The organism is Trueperaceae bacterium, from assembly GCA_002707365.1.
Classification (GTDB): Bacteria; Deinococcota; Deinococci; order Deinococcales; family Trueperaceae; genus UBA6957.
The window spans coordinates 71,644-87,331 of the sequence record PAMQ01000018.1 but is presented as its reverse complement, the minus strand read 5'-3'; the positions used below and the strand labels follow the sequence as shown (position 1 = coordinate 87,331).

The following is a 15,688-nucleotide window of genomic DNA, read 5'->3' as shown; positions in this document are numbered from 1 at the left end:
ATACCTATGGCAGAAACGCTTAATAATCTACATATTTTTTCGAAAGAGCTCCTCATTTTGTTAAAAGCGATTTAGATAAACATGTGTTTAGTGTTGTCTAGGACTTGATTAAGACCCCATCAGCGTCAGTTACGCTCCACTCGACGATAGAATACGGGGATGTCCACAATTACGAAAGTCCGCATCCCCCATACAGAACTAGATGTTTCACGCCTTTCTTACGGAACTGCTTCGCTTGCCTCCTGGGACCTGTCACCGGTGACGCCTGAAGAAATTCGCAAAGGAATACAGATCGTTGAAGCAGCCCTGGAAAACGGGATTACCTTCTTCGATCACGCAGATATTTACGCTTACGGCAAATGCGAAGAGGTCTTCTCGGCTGTTTGGGAAGCCATTCCCGATGCTCGGGAGCGAATGGTACTGCAAAGCAAATGTGGCATACGATTTTTAGAGGGAGGCGAGGAAACTCGCTACGATTTCAGCTACGAACGAATTGTAAGTTCAGTCGAAGGCAGCCTCAGGCGACTCAAGGTCGAACAGCTAGATCTGTTACTCCTGCACCGGCCGGATCCACTTGTGGAGCCAGACGAAGTAGCCCGGGCCTTCGCACTACTGAAGTCAAGAGGTATGGTCCGCCACTTTGGGGTTAGTAATCAGAGTGCAAGTCAAATAGCTCTTCTACAAGGATCCCTTGATGAGCCCTTAGTTGCTAACCAACTCAAACTAAGCCTCTTGCACCACGGCCTCATTTCTGATGGTCTATCTGTAAATCAAACCGGCATTGCGGAGGCCACTGGAGTCTCAGGTCTACTAGACTATTGTCGTCTCCATGGTCTTCAGATCCAAGCTTGGTCACCCGCAGCCCAGGGCCACATCGTTAACCCCCCTGATGACGCACCCGATACAACTCTTGAAACTAACCGACTCGTTAAAGACATAGCTGCAAAGAAAGGCTGTCCAGAAGAGGCCATTGTTTTGGCCTGGCTCCTTCATCACCCTGCAGAAATAATGCCAATCATTGGGACTTCCCGTCCTACTCGATTAGAATCCTCGGTAGCTGCCGATGAAGTCGTACTTACCAACGATGAATGGTCTCGTATGCTTAGTGCAGCCCGGGGGCAAAAGTTTTTGTGAAGAGTGATGTTCTAATCCGGAAGGTAGAAACCTTACTTGTTAGTACCCAATGCCGCACTCCACTTAAGTTCGGTGCTGTGGTTGTCGAAAAACTCCCAATTGCTTACGCTAAGGTCACAGTCGAGAACCAGGCAGGCAGAGTGGCATCTGGGTGGGGCGCAATGTTCCTTATGGACTTGTGGGCTTGGCCAACATCGAGGGTTAATCACGAAGTTAAAAACCGGGTTATGTGTGACCTTTTTGAAGACTACGGGAAGCTCCTTGCAAATTTCAATCGCTTCGCCCATCCGATTGAGATCTTCATGGAAACCAAAAGTGATTTAAGTCGGCTTGCTTTAGAGATCAGTGAACTTCACGCGCCTGGTGAGGAAGTACCATTCCTTGGTGCCCTAGTTTCGGCTAGCCCTCTTGATCATGCCATTCACGATGCTTTTGGTCGAGTTAATGAAATTGATAGTTTCCACGGTTACGGTCCAGAACATCTGGACTTTGATTTGTCACGGTATCTTGGGCCAAACTATAAGGGCAAATACCCTTCTCAATTTATCCGAGACAAATACGTTCCAGAAATTCCAGTCGTTCATTTAGTGGGTGGACTCGATCTCCTGCACCGTGGAGAAGTGGGAGAAGATCTCCCGCGCGATGGCATCCCTAATTCTCTTGATGATTGGGTAAAACGAGACGGGGTTTATTGCCTTAAAATTAAGCTTCGTGGCGATGACCTCGCCTGGGATGTAGAACGTACCATAGCTGTCTCACACATTTATCGTGAGGTACAAGCCGTTAGTAGATCAGATCTTCCCTCCCATCCGTATCTCACGGTGGACACCAACGAACAATGTGAATCTCCGGAATACATCATGAATTACCTCGATGCGATTAACGTTCGTGAACCTCGAATTTTCAACGAGATAACTTACGTTGAGCAACCTACAGATCGTGACCTTGATCTAAACCGATGGGACATGAAGGAAATCTCGAAACTAAAACCTGTATTGATTGACGAGAGTCTGACATCGCTTTCTGACTTCGATCTGGCCCAAGAACTGGGATGGTCAGGAATAGCCATTAAAAGCTGCAAGTGCCTTTCGTCTAATCTCCTGTTTGTCCCGCTAGCTATTAATTCTGGCTTGCCTTACTCAGTGCAGGATCTAACCAACCCATCAATAGCCTTGCTCCAGTCGGTAGGTCTAGCGGCCCGCACGTACCCCATCCTTGGCGTAGAGGCCAACTCACGACAGTTCTTCCCTGCCGCCAATGATGACGTGGCTACAATCCACCCGGATCTGTGCCAAATCCGTAACGGCGTGGCAAAGACTAAATCGTTAAGTGGAACAGGCTTTGGACTGCGGGTAGAAGATATAGCTGACTTCACAGAGGCAATTCAACGCAAGGATGTCTTCTTTCGACAAAATGTCAGATGACTTGCTCCGTGGAAATTCTCTTGTAGAACCTTTTCGTCAAAATCAACCTCGTCACGTTAAACATATGAAACGATAAGCTAGGCACTATTTGGCCTCTCGGCTTCTGCTAGGCCCTTGTAACTCTTGGAGGTGCACGCGTGGGTAGTTCAAACATATCTACTTGGGATCTTGATCCCGAACGTTGCTTTGCACCCGATCCCACACAACGTCAACTCGCTGGTGATGTGTTCACCCACGTGAGAAACTTACCGTTGATTTGCCCTCACGGTCACGTCATACCTAGCTGCATTGCTAATGATTCAGGATTGGGGTCGCCAAGTGATTTATTCGTAATTTCAGACCATTACGTTTTTCGCATGTTGCACAGCCAAGGTATTGCTCTTGAAGATTTGGGTATCCCTTCTAACGATGGACGTCTTGTCGAGGTAGACCATCGTCAGATTTGGAAAAAATTTTCTGAGAATTTCCATCTGTTCAGAGGAACGCCCACAGCTCTTTGGCTTAAGGACGAACTAATAAACGTTTTCGGTATTAGCAGCCAACTGAATGGGGATTCTGGTCAAGACATCTACGATGAGCTCGAGGATAAGCTTAGGCAACCTGCTTTCAGGCCTCGAGCCCTCTTTGACCGCTTCGACATCGAAGTTTTGTGCACTACCGATGCTGCTACTGATTCGCTTGAGCACCACAGTTCGCTTCATGAGGAGGGGTGGGGCCGGTTACGACCAACCTTCAGGCCTGATGGCTTACTTAATCTCGATACCCCTGACTGGCACAATAATATTCAGTTGTTGAGTAGTCGGGCTGGAATCGATATCTGTGACTATAGGAGTTTTGTCGAGGCCTTAAAAGAACGCCGAGTTTTCTTCAAAAACTTGGGTGCAACCGCGACAGATCATGGTGCTCACCATGCTCACACTAACTTCCTTAGCGAAAACGAGGTGCAGCAAATCTTCGATCGTGCTCTTAGGCTTCAGGATAATGGTCACGACGATACCTCTCGTTTCACTGCCCACATGCTGCTTGAGATGGCTCGCATGAGTTGTGATGATGGTTTAGTCATGCAGCTCCATGTAGGTAGTTTCCGCAATCACAGCGCTAGAGTTTTCGATGATTTCGGTCCCGATATGGGTGCTGACATTCCTGTTAGTACAGAGTGGACCCAGTCACTCCAAACCCTGTTAAACACTTTCGGTACTGATCCCAACTTTAGGGTTATTATTTTTACGCTTGATGAAACAACATATTCTCGCGAATTAGCTCCTCTTGCGGGTTTTTACCCGAGCTTAAGGCTGGGTCCACCATGGTGGTTTTTTGATAGCGTTCTTGGCATTGAGCGTTACCTTGATTCTGTCATTGAAACTGCTGGCATTTACAACACAGTGGGCTTTAACGACGACACAAGAGCTTTCGCTTCAATCCCCGCTAGGCATGACGTGTGGCGAAGAGTTACTTCTAACTGGATCGCTGGTAGGGTAGTTCGAGGACTAATCGATGAAGACCAAGCCGCTGACATTGCATGGGAATTAGCATATGGTCTAGCGAAGAGAGCATATCGATTATAGAAAGATTTCTTGTTCTGAACAGTTAAACTGTGGCATCATCCAGTGTCATTCCAGCCCGCTAGGCGTACTAACATTAAAGCATCTAAAAAACCTAAAACAGGAATCCTTATCGGTTTTAGGGGTTCACAAGACGAACATAATTCGATAACCTTAACGCCGGATACCACCTTGACTAAGCAAAATAGGCTATTCTGATTGGATATTATGGTGCAAACGAGTATCAAAAATAACGAATCGGCCACTACTCTTCTCGACGTTCAGGATGTCAGAACATACTTTCATCTTGACGAGGGGGTCCTTAAGGCAGTCGACGGCGTTAGTTTCGATATAGGTCGAAAAGAAACGTTGGGTGTAATTGGTGAGTCAGGTAGCGGGAAAAGTGTCACCGCTCAATCAATTATGAGAATTGTTCCAAAGCCAGGACAAATTCACTCAGGCGAAATTCTATTTCATGGAGAAACCGGCACCACGAATATAACAGAGCTGAAAGCAGCTGGACCCGAAATTCGTGGTATCAGGGGCAAGGACATGGCTATGATCTTCCAAGAGCCGATGACTAGCCTTTCACCGGTCCACACCGTAGGTAATCAGATCCGCGAAGCAATATATCTCCATCGGACTACTAACCAAAAAGAAGCTAATGAAATTACACTCGACATGTTAAACCGTGTTGGGATCTCGAACCCTAAACAGAGAATTGACGAATACCCCCACCAACTATCTGGCGGTATGCGCCAGCGCGCAATGATCGCCATGGCACTGTCTTGTAACCCCTCTCTGTTAATTGCTGACGAACCCACTACGGCCCTAGATGTCACCGTTCAAGCACAAATATTGGAACTCATTAAGGAGCTACAGGAGCAGTTTGAAATGTCTGTGCTCTACATCACTCACGATCTTGGGGTAATAGCTGAAGTATGCGACAAGGTCGCAGTCATGTACCTCGGCAAGGTCGTAGAATATGGATCTGCACGAGATATTTTCTACAACCCGCAACACCCTTATACTCGGCGTTTGTTAAATTCGATGCCGAAAATGGGACACAAGCGTGATCGTCTTGATGCTATTGAGGGCACAGTACCTATCCCACTTGATCCCCCTGCACGTTGCGGATTCACAGATCGGTGTCCGGAAGCTATTAGTGGTAAGTGTGAGATTAGTATTCCTGCCCTAGTTGAAGTCAGCGACTCTCATTGGGTACGCTGTTTCCTCCACAACGAAGATACGGAGCCCGCCTATGAGTGACCTGCCCAAACCAACCAGCGGAACAAGCGAAAGCTTGCCCCTTCTTAACGTTGAACGATTAAAGAAGTGGTTCCCGATCGAAAAGGGCTTCCTCAGAAGGGTTGCTGGTCACGTAAAAGCCGTTGATGACGTTAGTTTTTACATTGGCGAAGGTGAAACCCTTGGTCTTGTAGGTGAATCAGGTAGTGGAAAGACTACGGTAGGACGTTGCGTATTGCGTGCTATCGAACCAACTGCAGGGAAGATAGAGGTGACCCTGGAGGACAACCGTGTTGACATAATGGAACTCAGCAAAAAAGAATTACGACCATTGCGACGCGATGCCCAAATGATTTTCCAGGATCCGTACTCAAGTCTCGATCCTCGAATGAGCGTACTCGATATAATCAGCGAGCCTATCAAAGTGCATAATTTGGCTTCAGGCAAAGAGCTAGAGGAACGAGTCAAGTACCTCATGTCTGTTGTAGGTCTTGAGGTCAAGTACCTCCGGCGTTACCCCCATGCTTTCTCTGGAGGCCAGAGGCAACGCATTGGTATTGCACGTGCGCTCGCTACTAATCCGAAGTTAATTGTTGCTGATGAAGCTGTATCGGCGTTGGATGTCTCCATCCAAGCACAAATATTGAATTTGCTGCAAGATCTTCAAAATGAGTTCGCCTTGACCTACCTGTTCATTGCTCATGACCTCGGCGTGGTCGAACATATTGCTGACCGAGTGTGCGTCATGTACGTCGGTAAGGTAGTTGAAATGGCTACTACGGAAGAACTGTACGCCAACCCACAACACCCTTATACCGAGGCATTGCTTTCGTCAGTTCCGAAAAGCGAACCTGACGAGGTAAGAGAACGAATTGTCTTGAAGGGTGAGATCGCTAATCCTGCTAATCCTCCCTCAGGCTGCTACTTCCATCCTCGTTGTAATTATGCTCAGGATCGTTGCCGAGAAGAAACCCCTGCATGGCGAGAGGTTGCTCCGGGTCACTACACTGCCTGCCACTTCAGCGAGGAGCTTTCTTTGCGGGGTGTAGTACAGTCCAGCTAATCCCCGTATCTCGGTAACTAACTGGCGTCAGAAGATAAGCTCCGAGCTTCTGGACCGTCATAAAGGTGCTTATCTGGATCTATTTTTCTTACAGGTTTGTTCCGTCTAGATTCCTCTGAAACATGTGCTACCAGACCCCCTACCCTTGCGATTATGAACAGGCCATTAGCTAAATCCGAAGGCAAATCCATGTCAACGAGGAGAGCTGCAATTGCTCCGTCAACATTAATGGGTATATCGCGCCCAAACCGGGCCCCCAGGTTAGATTCAATAGCCTGTAACATTGTCACCCCGTTTCCGGAAACACCTAGATCTTGAGCCAAGTCGAACAGTTGTATCACTCGGGGATCAGCCGTATGAATACGGTGCCCAAGCCCAGGTAAACGCCTTTTCGCAAGCCGCCACCGATCAATAATGGTACAAGCAACTCCTTCCAAATCTTCTGGTAACTCGGAATAATCCCGTAAGGCTTCCCTTAGAAGCTCCATACAGCCTTCAATGGCTCCACCATGAGACTGATTGATACTTAATATTCCTGCAGAAACCGCCCCATTTAGTGGTGCTCCTGTGCTTGCTGCTGTACGTGCAGCTAAGGTCGACGGGGGTGTCACGCCGTGGTCGATCGAGGCAACTAGAATCGCATCTAAAATCTTGCCCACCTCTGGCGAGGGTAATTCTCCAATTAAGGTTAAATAGATTGCATCAGTAAATGAAACTTGGCCCATGAGCTCTTCAAGAGGGTAGCCCCTTAGCCTGAGTCGATTTGGTTTTACCTCGGTAATGGCAGTTGACCAACTATTCATGATCATGGCCTAGCTCACCTCGAAATTGGGTCTCGTGTCAAGGGGAAAGGTCTTGAAGTACCTCTCGAGTCACGTCCGAGATATCGGCTAAAACATCTACAACATGTGCTCCTACTTCCTTCAAACGAGCTACCTTCTTCCCATATGTCCCTCGCCCACGTTCAATGATTGCCCCTGCATGGCTGAATCGAATACCTCGCCTAGCCGCTCTACCCCCTATGTAGGCAATAAGAGGCTTGGTAAAGGTCCCTGCCTCAATGTAATCAGCCACTCGCTCTTCTTGAGAAGACCCGATCTCGCCATAGAGCACCACGGCCTTAGTAGTTGAATCTTGCTCGAAATGGGAAAGCACTTCAGGATGAGGCAACCCAACAATGGCATCGCCACCAACATTAACCATAGTACTGATACCGATTCCGGCTTGAGTGAGATAGTAAGCGATACTAGTAGTGATACCCCCACTACGGCTAGTCACCCCTACGGGACCAGGTTTAAACCACTCCTTAGCACTAGCTACCCGACCCCCAATCATTCCTAACAAGTCTTGGCCTGGACTAAGCACACCGAGGGTATTCGGCCCAACTACTGTGGTGCCTGTTTCATCTGCGATTGATAGGATCTCGATCACGTCGTAGACCGGTACTCGATCAGGAATTAGGATTAGCAACCTGACACCAGATTCAATAGCCTCTAATGCAGCAGTCCGAACTCTCGGCGCCGGAACAAACAGGACAGAAATGTCCATAGCACCAACTTCCAATACTGCCTCTTGGACGGTGTTAAAAACCGGAATTTCGTCAACCAATTGACCGCCCCTGCCAGGCGTAACGCCAGCGACGATGTTGGTCCCATAACCCCGCATTAGATGGGCTCTAGTTCTACCTTCACGCCCGGTAATACCTTGGACGAGAACTCTTTCGCTTCCGGTGGTCAGAATAGACATGCCGAACCGCTCAAATCATTGTCTCCTCAAAACCCTGGATAGGCAAATTAACGTATCCACCTTGATTTCCCTCTAAGTAACAAGTCACATCACAGGCTAAACACTCGGTACATCCGCCGCTTTTAGCCTCCTCGAAAGTAATGTTGAGAATTGGTACTCCCTCTTCAAGCTGAAGAATCTTTGGTGAGCACGTTTCGATGCAAATCTTGGTCTCACACTCAACACATGCAGAGTGATCTAGTGTTACAGTCCCACCACTTACAGTTTCGAAACTGTAAGGCTGGCCTGCTGGCTTCATCTCCCTCTGGGGCAGAGGATCCGATGGAGTTTCCCAGGTGTCTATAAGGAATCGCATTCTCTCCGCGCAGAACTCTGCCGAGTCCTCTTTTCCATAACTTTCTAAAGGAGCACGCAGTAATTGCGACGCCTTGTTTAGGATCTCTCTGGCATATTCTTCTTGGTTCCCACCCAATCGTAGTACAGCAGGCACCAAGAGCGGCTCCTCGAGGAAGGCTTTGACGACTCCGCGAGCTGAGTGGAATTGTTCTTGACTAGCAACCCCGCCACCACTCATGAAATACCCTGATATCCCATCTTGACTTAAGATGATTCGGGCGGCTCTGTAGACCTTGCTAGCGGGTGGATTTCCGCTTGTATCCGTAAAATTGGCAACGTGAAGGTCCTGCCCAAGAAGGGCATCCATGCTTAACATGCTACCGCCTCCACCCGATCCATGAAATCCAATTACACGGCTCCCCTGAATAAGACGTGGAATTTCCACAAAGTAAAACGTACCGCGATAGTCATCCTTCTCTACTCCCCAAGCGATTGTTTCTAAACGAGTAGGCGGGTGGTCGAATTCGCGGGCTACTTGAATACCCAGATCTGGGTGACGAAAGATGGCATTGTCATCTACGGTGATACGGCAATCCGCTGCGATGAGTTCGCTGGTGGAAGTAACGACCAGGGGATTTATCTCGAGGGTAAGAGCATCATAACGGCGAGCTAACTGAAACAAACTTATTAGCGTCTTAGAAAGATCCTTGTGTATTATCCCCGGTACGTTGGCCTTCTGGGCTAGAGCAATGGCTTGGGAACATCGCAAGCCATCACGGATATCAATAATTTCTCGTGTAACACCACCCTCTACCTCCTCCACCCCAGTTCCACCTTTAGTGCTTAGCAAAACAGTTGGTGCCTGAGCTTCGTCATCAACGAGAATGGCAACATATAACTCCTGGGCTACTTCTAGCTTCTCTTCAACTAACACTTTGTCGACTGTGAAGTGACCGATTGTGGTACCGAGCATCTCAGCGGCGACATCTCGGGTTTCTGCTGGTCCTTTAGCAAACCGTATGCCTCCTACCTCAGCTCGACCTGTCATCCAAATTTGGGCCTTCACTACGACTTGACAATCGATCCCTTCGGCAATATTTTGAGCTTCATCTGGAGTAGAAGCTGGTTCGCCAACTGGAGTCCGTATTCCGACCTCTCGCAGAAGCGCCTTCCCTTGATATTCATGGAGACGACTCATCTTAAGGGGTTACTCGAAGCCTCGTTAAATGGGTATTTGTACTTCATTATCCCCATGGTAACCCCCCTAGACCAGTGAGGCGTCTATGTACCGATAGTTCCAAATCGTCCTGTAATACCCTAATTTAATGTTCAGTTTTTCGGTAGGGGGGTCTAGATGCTTATCTAAACCCATCTTTATTGAGTATAGTACCCACATAAATAGTAAAGCTAATTAACCAGCCGAAACCTTAGCCTTAGGGCTTTTGGTTGATTACATCTTGGTTCACTGCCGCTGGCAGTAGCTCTCCCGACAAACCGGCAAGTAAATTGTCCACTGCCAGCTCCCGCATCGCCCTTCGTGTTTCGTTAGTAGCTGAGCCAATATGCGGAAAACAAATCACATTTGGGAGAGATGTAATCGTCTCATTCTCATCAGGAGGTTCTTCCTTAAGAACATCGAGAGCGGCGCCGGCAATGCTGCCAGATTGTAATGCTTTGGTAAGAGCCGACTGATCAACTAGACCCCCCCGAGCAGTATTAACTAGGTAAGCAGTAGGTTTCATCCTACCTAGTTCTGCTGCACCAATTAGATGGCGAGATTTGTCGTCTAAATTCGTGTGTAGGCTAACGAAATCCGACTCAGACAGAAGTTCATTTAAGGTTCGACGCTCACTAGGGGGGCTGTCCGGATGCGGCGAGTCAAACAGGTCATACCAGAGGGTGCGCATACCCAAGCTCTGCATACGATGCGTTACTTGTTGGCCAATACGCCCGTAACCTATTACCCCAAGGATCTTGCCACGAATGTCTGAACCAAGTGGGGGGCCTTGTTCCCCTCGCGCCCAACCACCATGACGCACATACTTCTCGGCTGTGAATAGGTTTAGAGCAAGCGCAAAAATCATTGACATTGTGAGGTCAGTTACCGCGTTGGTTAGAACACCAGGCGTGTGGCCAACTACTACTTTGCGGCGAGTAGCCTCATCAATATCAAACGGGTCGTAACCAACACTCGCAGTCGATAGTACTCTGAGTTTTGGAGCAGCGTCGAAGAACTCCACATCAGCTCTCACTCGCGGGCTTAGTAAGATGCCCTCGACATCTTGCATAGCGACTAGGAGTTCTTCACGGGAAGCCCGAATATCTAGTTCAATGATGTCACAGAAGCTACTAATACGTGCTTCAAGATCATCTTCAATGGCTACGTAGATGCAAACTTTCGGCTTAGCCATTGTCTAGTCCTTTAGGGGGTGTTCGACCCCGAGTTCTGAGGAAATCGTACTAAACCATTCGATTACCTCAGGGTGATACGGTATGCCCTTATTACGACGTTGAATTTCAGTCTCGTGTTCAGGAAGTCCAGCGTAATAAACCTGCTCGTACCCTTCAGCTGGCGGTGTTTCTCTTAGACTCTTCATGTAAAAGTCCATGTCTACCTTGAATGCCTCGAGGTCCGTAAAAGCATCTATGCGATAAGCAATGAAGTGATGGCTGACGTCTATACGGTTACTACTCTGACGCTGAAATGAGGCTGGTTCCCCGCCAAGCAAACCACTCAAGATATATACCATTACTCCTAGGCCATACCCTTTGTGAGACCCACCCTCGCGAGTTCCTCCTGTTGGAAGGACTAGGAATTTGTCCGGGACAAGCCCAGATTCCATAATGGGTGTTCCATCTGGACGAGCTATCCATCCCCCAGGTATTTCGGTTCCGAGACGTCGGTTGATCACAATCCGGTTAGCAGCTACGGAGGTGGTCGCCGCATCGAACACGAACGGTGGCTCGGTTTTGGTGGGAGCTGCACACGCTATAGGGTTGCTGCCAATCATGGCTTTCGCGCCGAAGGTAGGCGGCATCATGACTCCACCGACAGTCATTGCTATACCAATCATGTCCCTCTCAAGGGCCATGTGGGCGTAGTAAGCAGTAGCCCCACAGTGGCGACTGTTGTTAACTACCACCGATCCGATGCCAGTATCTTCTGCCTTGTCAAGAGCCATTTCCATAGCCATTTTTCCAGCAGAAAACCCTAGTCCCTCGTCACCATCTATGGTGGCGGTAGCGGCTGCCTGACGCACCACCTTTAGGTTCGGCTGTGAGTTTAGGGAGCCGTTTTTTATCCACTTAACGTAGTGAGGCAACATGTTGCTCACACCGTGAGAATCTATTCCTCGGATATCTGCATAAAGAAGAGCATCAGCACTAATCTGGGCGTCTCCATTGGGTAACCCGAGAGCAGCCAAAATGCTCACCACTAAACTATGAATGTCCTCGTAAGGCACCCGGATAGCGATATCTTCTGGGATTTGATTATGGTGAATCATGGTAGTCGATTCATAATCACGAATAAGTAGTGGCGCTCTAAATTAGAAGGTAGAATAACGAATCTCCTTTGCTGTTATGAACTCGAGGAGGGCTGGGGTACCCTCACGAGTTTTCTCAATACCTCGCTTAATAGCTGGAATGATTTCGTTTGGATCAGTTATTCGCTCACCATAGCCGCCAAAAGACCGAGCCATAGCAGCATAATCACCTGAAATATCTGTACTTCGGTACTTCTCGGTTGCTACTTCCATGATGGGCAACTCGATTGCCATGGAGAAGTTGTTGAGGAGGATAGATAGGATCGGGATGCGCTCTCGGACCGCCGTCTCGAAATCCATGCCAGTAAAGCCGATAGCTGCATCACCCCATACGTTTATCGCAAGCTTGTCAGGCCGAGCCAGTTTTGCGCCCATAGCCAATCCCAAACCGTATCCTAGTTGGGTAGTTTTACCCCATCCGATGAAACTGAGAGGCTCTCGGCTTTTCCAGAATGGCGCTAGTTGATCACGCGGGCTACCTGCATCGTGGGTGATAATGGTTTCATCCGGATCGACAGTATGAAGAAGATCCCAAATTACCCTGTAGGGCGATAAGGGTGTCTCGTCTGAAGTTAATTGTGGCATCCAGCTTTCTAACCAAGGTTCGTTAATCTCCGCAATTCTTTTTGGAACATCCCTCCTCTGTTCAGCGAAGGACAGGCTTTTACCCTGAAGAGCATCAAGTAGGGCCTGAAGGGTAAGTTTCGCGTCGCCAACTAAGCCTAGGTGAGCTGGTAGATCTTTGTTAAGATCACTCGGGTCGAGAGTGGCATGAATGACCTTTTTATTTAAGGGCATTTTTGTCCCAAAAGTAGTTGTGGTGAAGCTACAACCAATACCGAAAATAACGTCAGATTCATCCAAGAAATTGCGTACTGCCTTGGAGTGGGAACGGTTGCCGGAGCCTAAGTATAGGGGATGATCCTCGGGGAAAGAACTCTTTCCAGCAATGCTAGTGGTAACTGGTGAATTTAGTAGCTCAGCTAATTTTCTCAACTCGTCCCAAGCCCTGGCATAGTGAACACCTTGGCCGGCATAAATAACAGGTCGTTCCGCTGAAGATAGGACGTCTGCTACCTCTGCGACCGTGACCGGATCTGGCCCGCTTCGTGTCGAAAAGCTAGGAAGGTAATCGATCGGTTCAGAAACCTCTTCTTTGAAAACATCTACGGGTATTTCTACTAGGACGGGTCCTGGGCGACCAGTGCGAAGCTGTGAGAAGGCTCGCCTCATTACTTCCGGAACTGCCTCAGCTACAGAGATTTGTTCCGACCACTTTGTGACATGACGGAAGTTAGTTACCGAACTGAAGTTAGGAGGTACCTGCGCAAGGCGCCGGGGATAACCTGCAGGGATAACTAGTATAGGGACGGATTCGCCGTAGGCTTGAGCGACACCACCAAAAGCATTTTCAGCACCCGGACCATGCTGCATAGCAAATACACCAATACGATCCCCTGAATTCAATCTACTGTAGGCGTCCGCCATGTGTAACCCGGTTCGCTCTTGACGAACCACAATGGTGCGAATGTCAACCTCAGCACAAGCCTCGATTATCGCATTAACGGGATAGCAGACGAGGAACTCGACTCCTTCACGCTTTAAGATTTCCGCAACTGCTCGAGCAACTTTCATAAGCACGACCTCTCCGAAATTTTAAGATTGAACCACCCTATTCATTATGACATCGTAAACCAAGTACAAGAACCCATTAAAGACCTGATTGAGAGGGATCAAGCCTTATAGGAGAAGTATTACAGTGAGCCCAGTAATGCTATGGTTGTCGACGATGGTGTATATAATCCCGCCAATCTGGCTTGGGTAAATTGTTGGGTAGTAAAATTTGTTTAACCCTCCCCCAAACACCAAGAGCTAACAGTTGGATTTGAGATGGTGCCTGTCCTTGAGAGAAGATGTCCATTATGTGGCACGAGAAAGGTAATCATATGGGCTTTGAGCCTAAATTATCCTTGAGAGTTTCATTCCATTAACTAATGACCGTAACTAATCTCGTAAGCCGCTATCTTCCCACTTTCCGCCAGGTCTGGCGGCTAGCACTTCCAATCATATTTACCAACCTGCTCATGACGCTTTTGCACGTTGTGGACATATTCATGGTCGGCCGACTTGGACCACTTGAGATCGCTGCTGTGGGCATGAGCGTGGCAATCCGGATGTTGGTCAACACATTCATTCTGGCTGTAGTCACTGGCGCGATGGCTTTAGCTGCTCAGGCAAAAGGAGCTCGTAATCCACAGCGACTGAGTGACGTGTTTCGCCAATCAATGTCGTTAGCAGTGATCGTTTCAGTGATCTTGAGTAGCGTGGGTTACTTAGTTGCTGAACCCCTACTCAGCTTTCTCAACGGCGGCGGTGATCCTCTGGCTGTGGCTATAGGAAGAGAGTATCTCGAGCTATTGTTCTTAGGGACATTTTTTCTTGTTGGTAGCTTTTTGGTTAACAGTATTATGCAGGGAGCGGGCGATACCTTAACCCCTCTTTACGTGACAGGGGTAGTTAATGTCATAAACATTGTCCTAAATTACCTTTTTATTTTCGGACCAGGTCCCTTCCCAGCCATGGGGGTAACGGGAGCAGCTGTTTCTACTTTAGCCTCCCGAGTAATAGGGATGACCATATGCCTGACGCTTATTTACTCTGGAAGAAATGTCGTTCGCCTCCTGCCGGGTACTTACCTCCCGAACTGGCAAACTTTCTGGGACATCTTGTCGATAGGCCTGCCAGCTGGCATTCAGTCAGTACTACGTCAATCAAATCAACTCATGGTCATGAGAATTGTTACAGCTACCGCAGCTGGTACCTACGGAGCGGCTGCACTAGCAATTGGACTGCAGGTCATGTCACTCTCTTGGATGCCAGGCTTCGCTATTCACATTGCAGCCACTAGTCTAGTAGGACAGGCTTTAGGGGCTTGGCAGCTCGAGGACGCCCGTCGACGAGGCAACGCTGCTATTGCTCTAGGGGTCTTGGTTATGTCTGTAATTACTTTGCCACTATTTTTCCTTGCACCCGCTCTAATAAGACTATTCGATCCTAGTGCACATCCAACTGTAATAGAGGCGGGATCGTCATTCCTAAGGATTAATGCCTTAGGTCAACCTCTAATCGCAGTTGGAATGGTAGCGGACGGAGCTCTACGTGGCGCAGGGGATACTAAACCGTCACTATTCGCCACCATCATTGGCGGTTGGATCCTTGCTATTCCCCTGGCCTACCTTCTAGCCATACCCTTTGACCTGGGAATCTGGAGTATTTGGTTTGCATTGGTAATGGGCACTGGTGTGAGCGCCTTTTATCTGTTTATTCGTTGGCGTAACCATCGATGGATTGATGTAGCCCTGCATCGGACTGCTCTTTACAGAATACACTTGCGTCGCCTCCCTCAAAACCTTCAATCCCGCTTTTTATCGAATATCAGGACTCCGCTCATGGCAGGTCCAGAGACCATAGAAGAAATTGATGAGCATGGTGTCCAGTACAGTAACAGCGAAGGCCTGCTACGTGTTGTCTTCGAAAATGATAACTACTGGGTAGAAGAGAACCAAGGGCTCCTTAAAACCAAGTAAGGTAAACGATAGATTTTTTCAGACAAAGAAACACCAGAATTAACCTAGCCTAGGTAAGCTCTCG

Annotated in this window: 12 protein-coding genes; 6 read left to right on the top strand and 6 right to left on the bottom strand. The window is 48.3% G+C overall.

Annotated features, from left to right (window positions below):
* Positions 1 to 168: 168 nt before the first annotated feature.
* From CMO31_09135 to CMO31_09115, 5 genes are all read left to right on the top strand, one after another.
* Positions 169 to 1,134 (top strand): aldo/keto reductase, encoded by a 966-nt coding sequence (locus CMO31_09135; protein MAZ54156.1) that lies wholly within the window; start codon positions 169 to 171, stop codon positions 1,132 to 1,134.
* A complete protein-coding gene (locus CMO31_09130) occupies positions 1,131 to 2,558 on the top strand; it encodes a hypothetical protein (GenBank protein MAZ54155.1) in 1,428 nt (475 codons plus the stop codon). The genes CMO31_09135 and CMO31_09130 overlap by 4 nt, the downstream gene beginning before the upstream one ends.
* A gap of 152 nt (positions 2,559 to 2,710) precedes the next feature.
* Positions 2,711 to 4,123, top strand: a complete 1,413-nt coding sequence (locus CMO31_09125; protein ID MAZ54154.1) for a glucuronate isomerase — start codon at positions 2,711 to 2,713, stop codon at positions 4,121 to 4,123.
* 204 nt (positions 4,124 to 4,327) lie between these two features.
* Complete coding sequence (locus CMO31_09120) at positions 4,328 to 5,368, top strand: dipeptide/oligopeptide/nickel ABC transporter ATP-binding protein (protein MAZ54153.1); 1,041 nt, start codon at positions 4,328 to 4,330, stop codon at positions 5,366 to 5,368.
* Positions 5,361 to 6,410 (top strand): peptide ABC transporter ATP-binding protein, encoded by a 1,050-nt coding sequence (locus tag CMO31_09115; protein MAZ54152.1) that lies wholly within the window; start codon positions 5,361 to 5,363, stop codon positions 6,408 to 6,410. The genes CMO31_09120 and CMO31_09115 overlap by 8 nt, the downstream gene beginning before the upstream one ends.
* A gap of 17 nt (positions 6,411 to 6,427) precedes the next feature.
* Here the strand turns inward: CMO31_09115 and CMO31_09110 are convergent, their stop codons facing one another.
* The 6 genes from CMO31_09110 to CMO31_09085 form a co-directional block, all read right to left on the bottom strand.
* Complete coding sequence (locus CMO31_09110; protein MAZ54151.1) at positions 6,428 to 7,219, bottom strand: citryl-CoA lyase; 792 nt, start codon at positions 7,217 to 7,219, stop codon at positions 6,428 to 6,430.
* A 31-nt stretch (positions 7,220 to 7,250) separates the two neighbouring features.
* The gene (locus CMO31_09105) at positions 7,251 to 8,156 is read right to left on the bottom strand and encodes a succinate--CoA ligase subunit alpha (protein MAZ54150.1); all 906 of its coding nucleotides are present in this window, start codon (positions 8,154 to 8,156) and stop codon (positions 7,251 to 7,253) included.
* A gap of 10 nt (positions 8,157 to 8,166) precedes the next feature.
* Complete coding sequence (locus CMO31_09100; GenBank protein MAZ54149.1) at positions 8,167 to 9,690, bottom strand: succinyl-CoA synthetase subunit beta; 1,524 nt, start codon at positions 9,688 to 9,690, stop codon at positions 8,167 to 8,169.
* Between the two features lie 235 nt (positions 9,691 to 9,925).
* Entirely contained in the window at positions 9,926 to 10,903 is a 978-nt protein-coding gene (locus tag CMO31_09095; protein MAZ54148.1) for a D-glycerate dehydrogenase, read from the bottom strand.
* A gap of 3 nt (positions 10,904 to 10,906) precedes the next feature.
* Positions 10,907 to 11,998, bottom strand: a complete 1,092-nt coding sequence (locus tag CMO31_09090) for a malate dehydrogenase (GenBank protein MAZ54147.1) — start codon at positions 11,996 to 11,998, stop codon at positions 10,907 to 10,909.
* Between the two features lie 42 nt (positions 11,999 to 12,040).
* Complete coding sequence (locus tag CMO31_09085) at positions 12,041 to 13,672, bottom strand: hypothetical protein (GenBank protein ID MAZ54146.1); 1,632 nt, start codon at positions 13,670 to 13,672, stop codon at positions 12,041 to 12,043.
* 359 nt (positions 13,673 to 14,031) lie between these two features.
* On the opposite strand from CMO31_09085, the gene CMO31_09080 reads away from it, so the two are divergent.
* On the top strand, positions 14,032 to 15,624 hold the full coding sequence (locus CMO31_09080) for a hypothetical protein (protein ID MAZ54145.1): 1,593 nt from the start codon (positions 14,032 to 14,034) through the stop codon (positions 15,622 to 15,624).
* Positions 15,625 to 15,688 lie beyond the last annotated feature (64 nt).

Excerpts from the sequence above, each read along its gene's own strand:
- CMO31_09090 (MAZ54147.1), bottom strand. The coding sequence starts at position 11,998 with ATGATTCACCATAATCAAATCCCAGAAGATATCGCTATCCGGGTGCCT.
- CMO31_09095 (MAZ54148.1), bottom strand. The coding sequence starts at position 10,903 with ATGGCTAAGCCGAAAGTTTGCATCTACGTAGCCATTGAAGATGATCTT.
- CMO31_09120 (MAZ54153.1), top strand. The coding sequence starts at position 4,328 with ATGGTGCAAACGAGTATCAAAAATAACGAATCGGCCACTACTCTTCTC.
- CMO31_09085 (MAZ54146.1), bottom strand. The coding sequence starts at position 13,672 with ATGAAAGTTGCTCGAGCAGTTGCGGAAATCTTAAAGCGTGAAGGAGTC.
- CMO31_09100 (MAZ54149.1), bottom strand. The coding sequence starts at position 9,690 with ATGAGTCGTCTCCATGAATATCAAGGGAAGGCGCTTCTGCGAGAGGTC.
- CMO31_09080 (MAZ54145.1), top strand. The coding sequence starts at position 14,032 with ATGACCGTAACTAATCTCGTAAGCCGCTATCTTCCCACTTTCCGCCAG.
- CMO31_09115 (MAZ54152.1), top strand. The coding sequence starts at position 5,361 with ATGAGTGACCTGCCCAAACCAACCAGCGGAACAAGCGAAAGCTTGCCC.
- CMO31_09105 (MAZ54150.1), bottom strand. The coding sequence starts at position 8,156 with ATGTCTATTCTGACCACCGGAAGCGAAAGAGTTCTCGTCCAAGGTATT.
- CMO31_09110 (MAZ54151.1), bottom strand. The coding sequence starts at position 7,219 with ATGATCATGAATAGTTGGTCAACTGCCATTACCGAGGTAAAACCAAAT.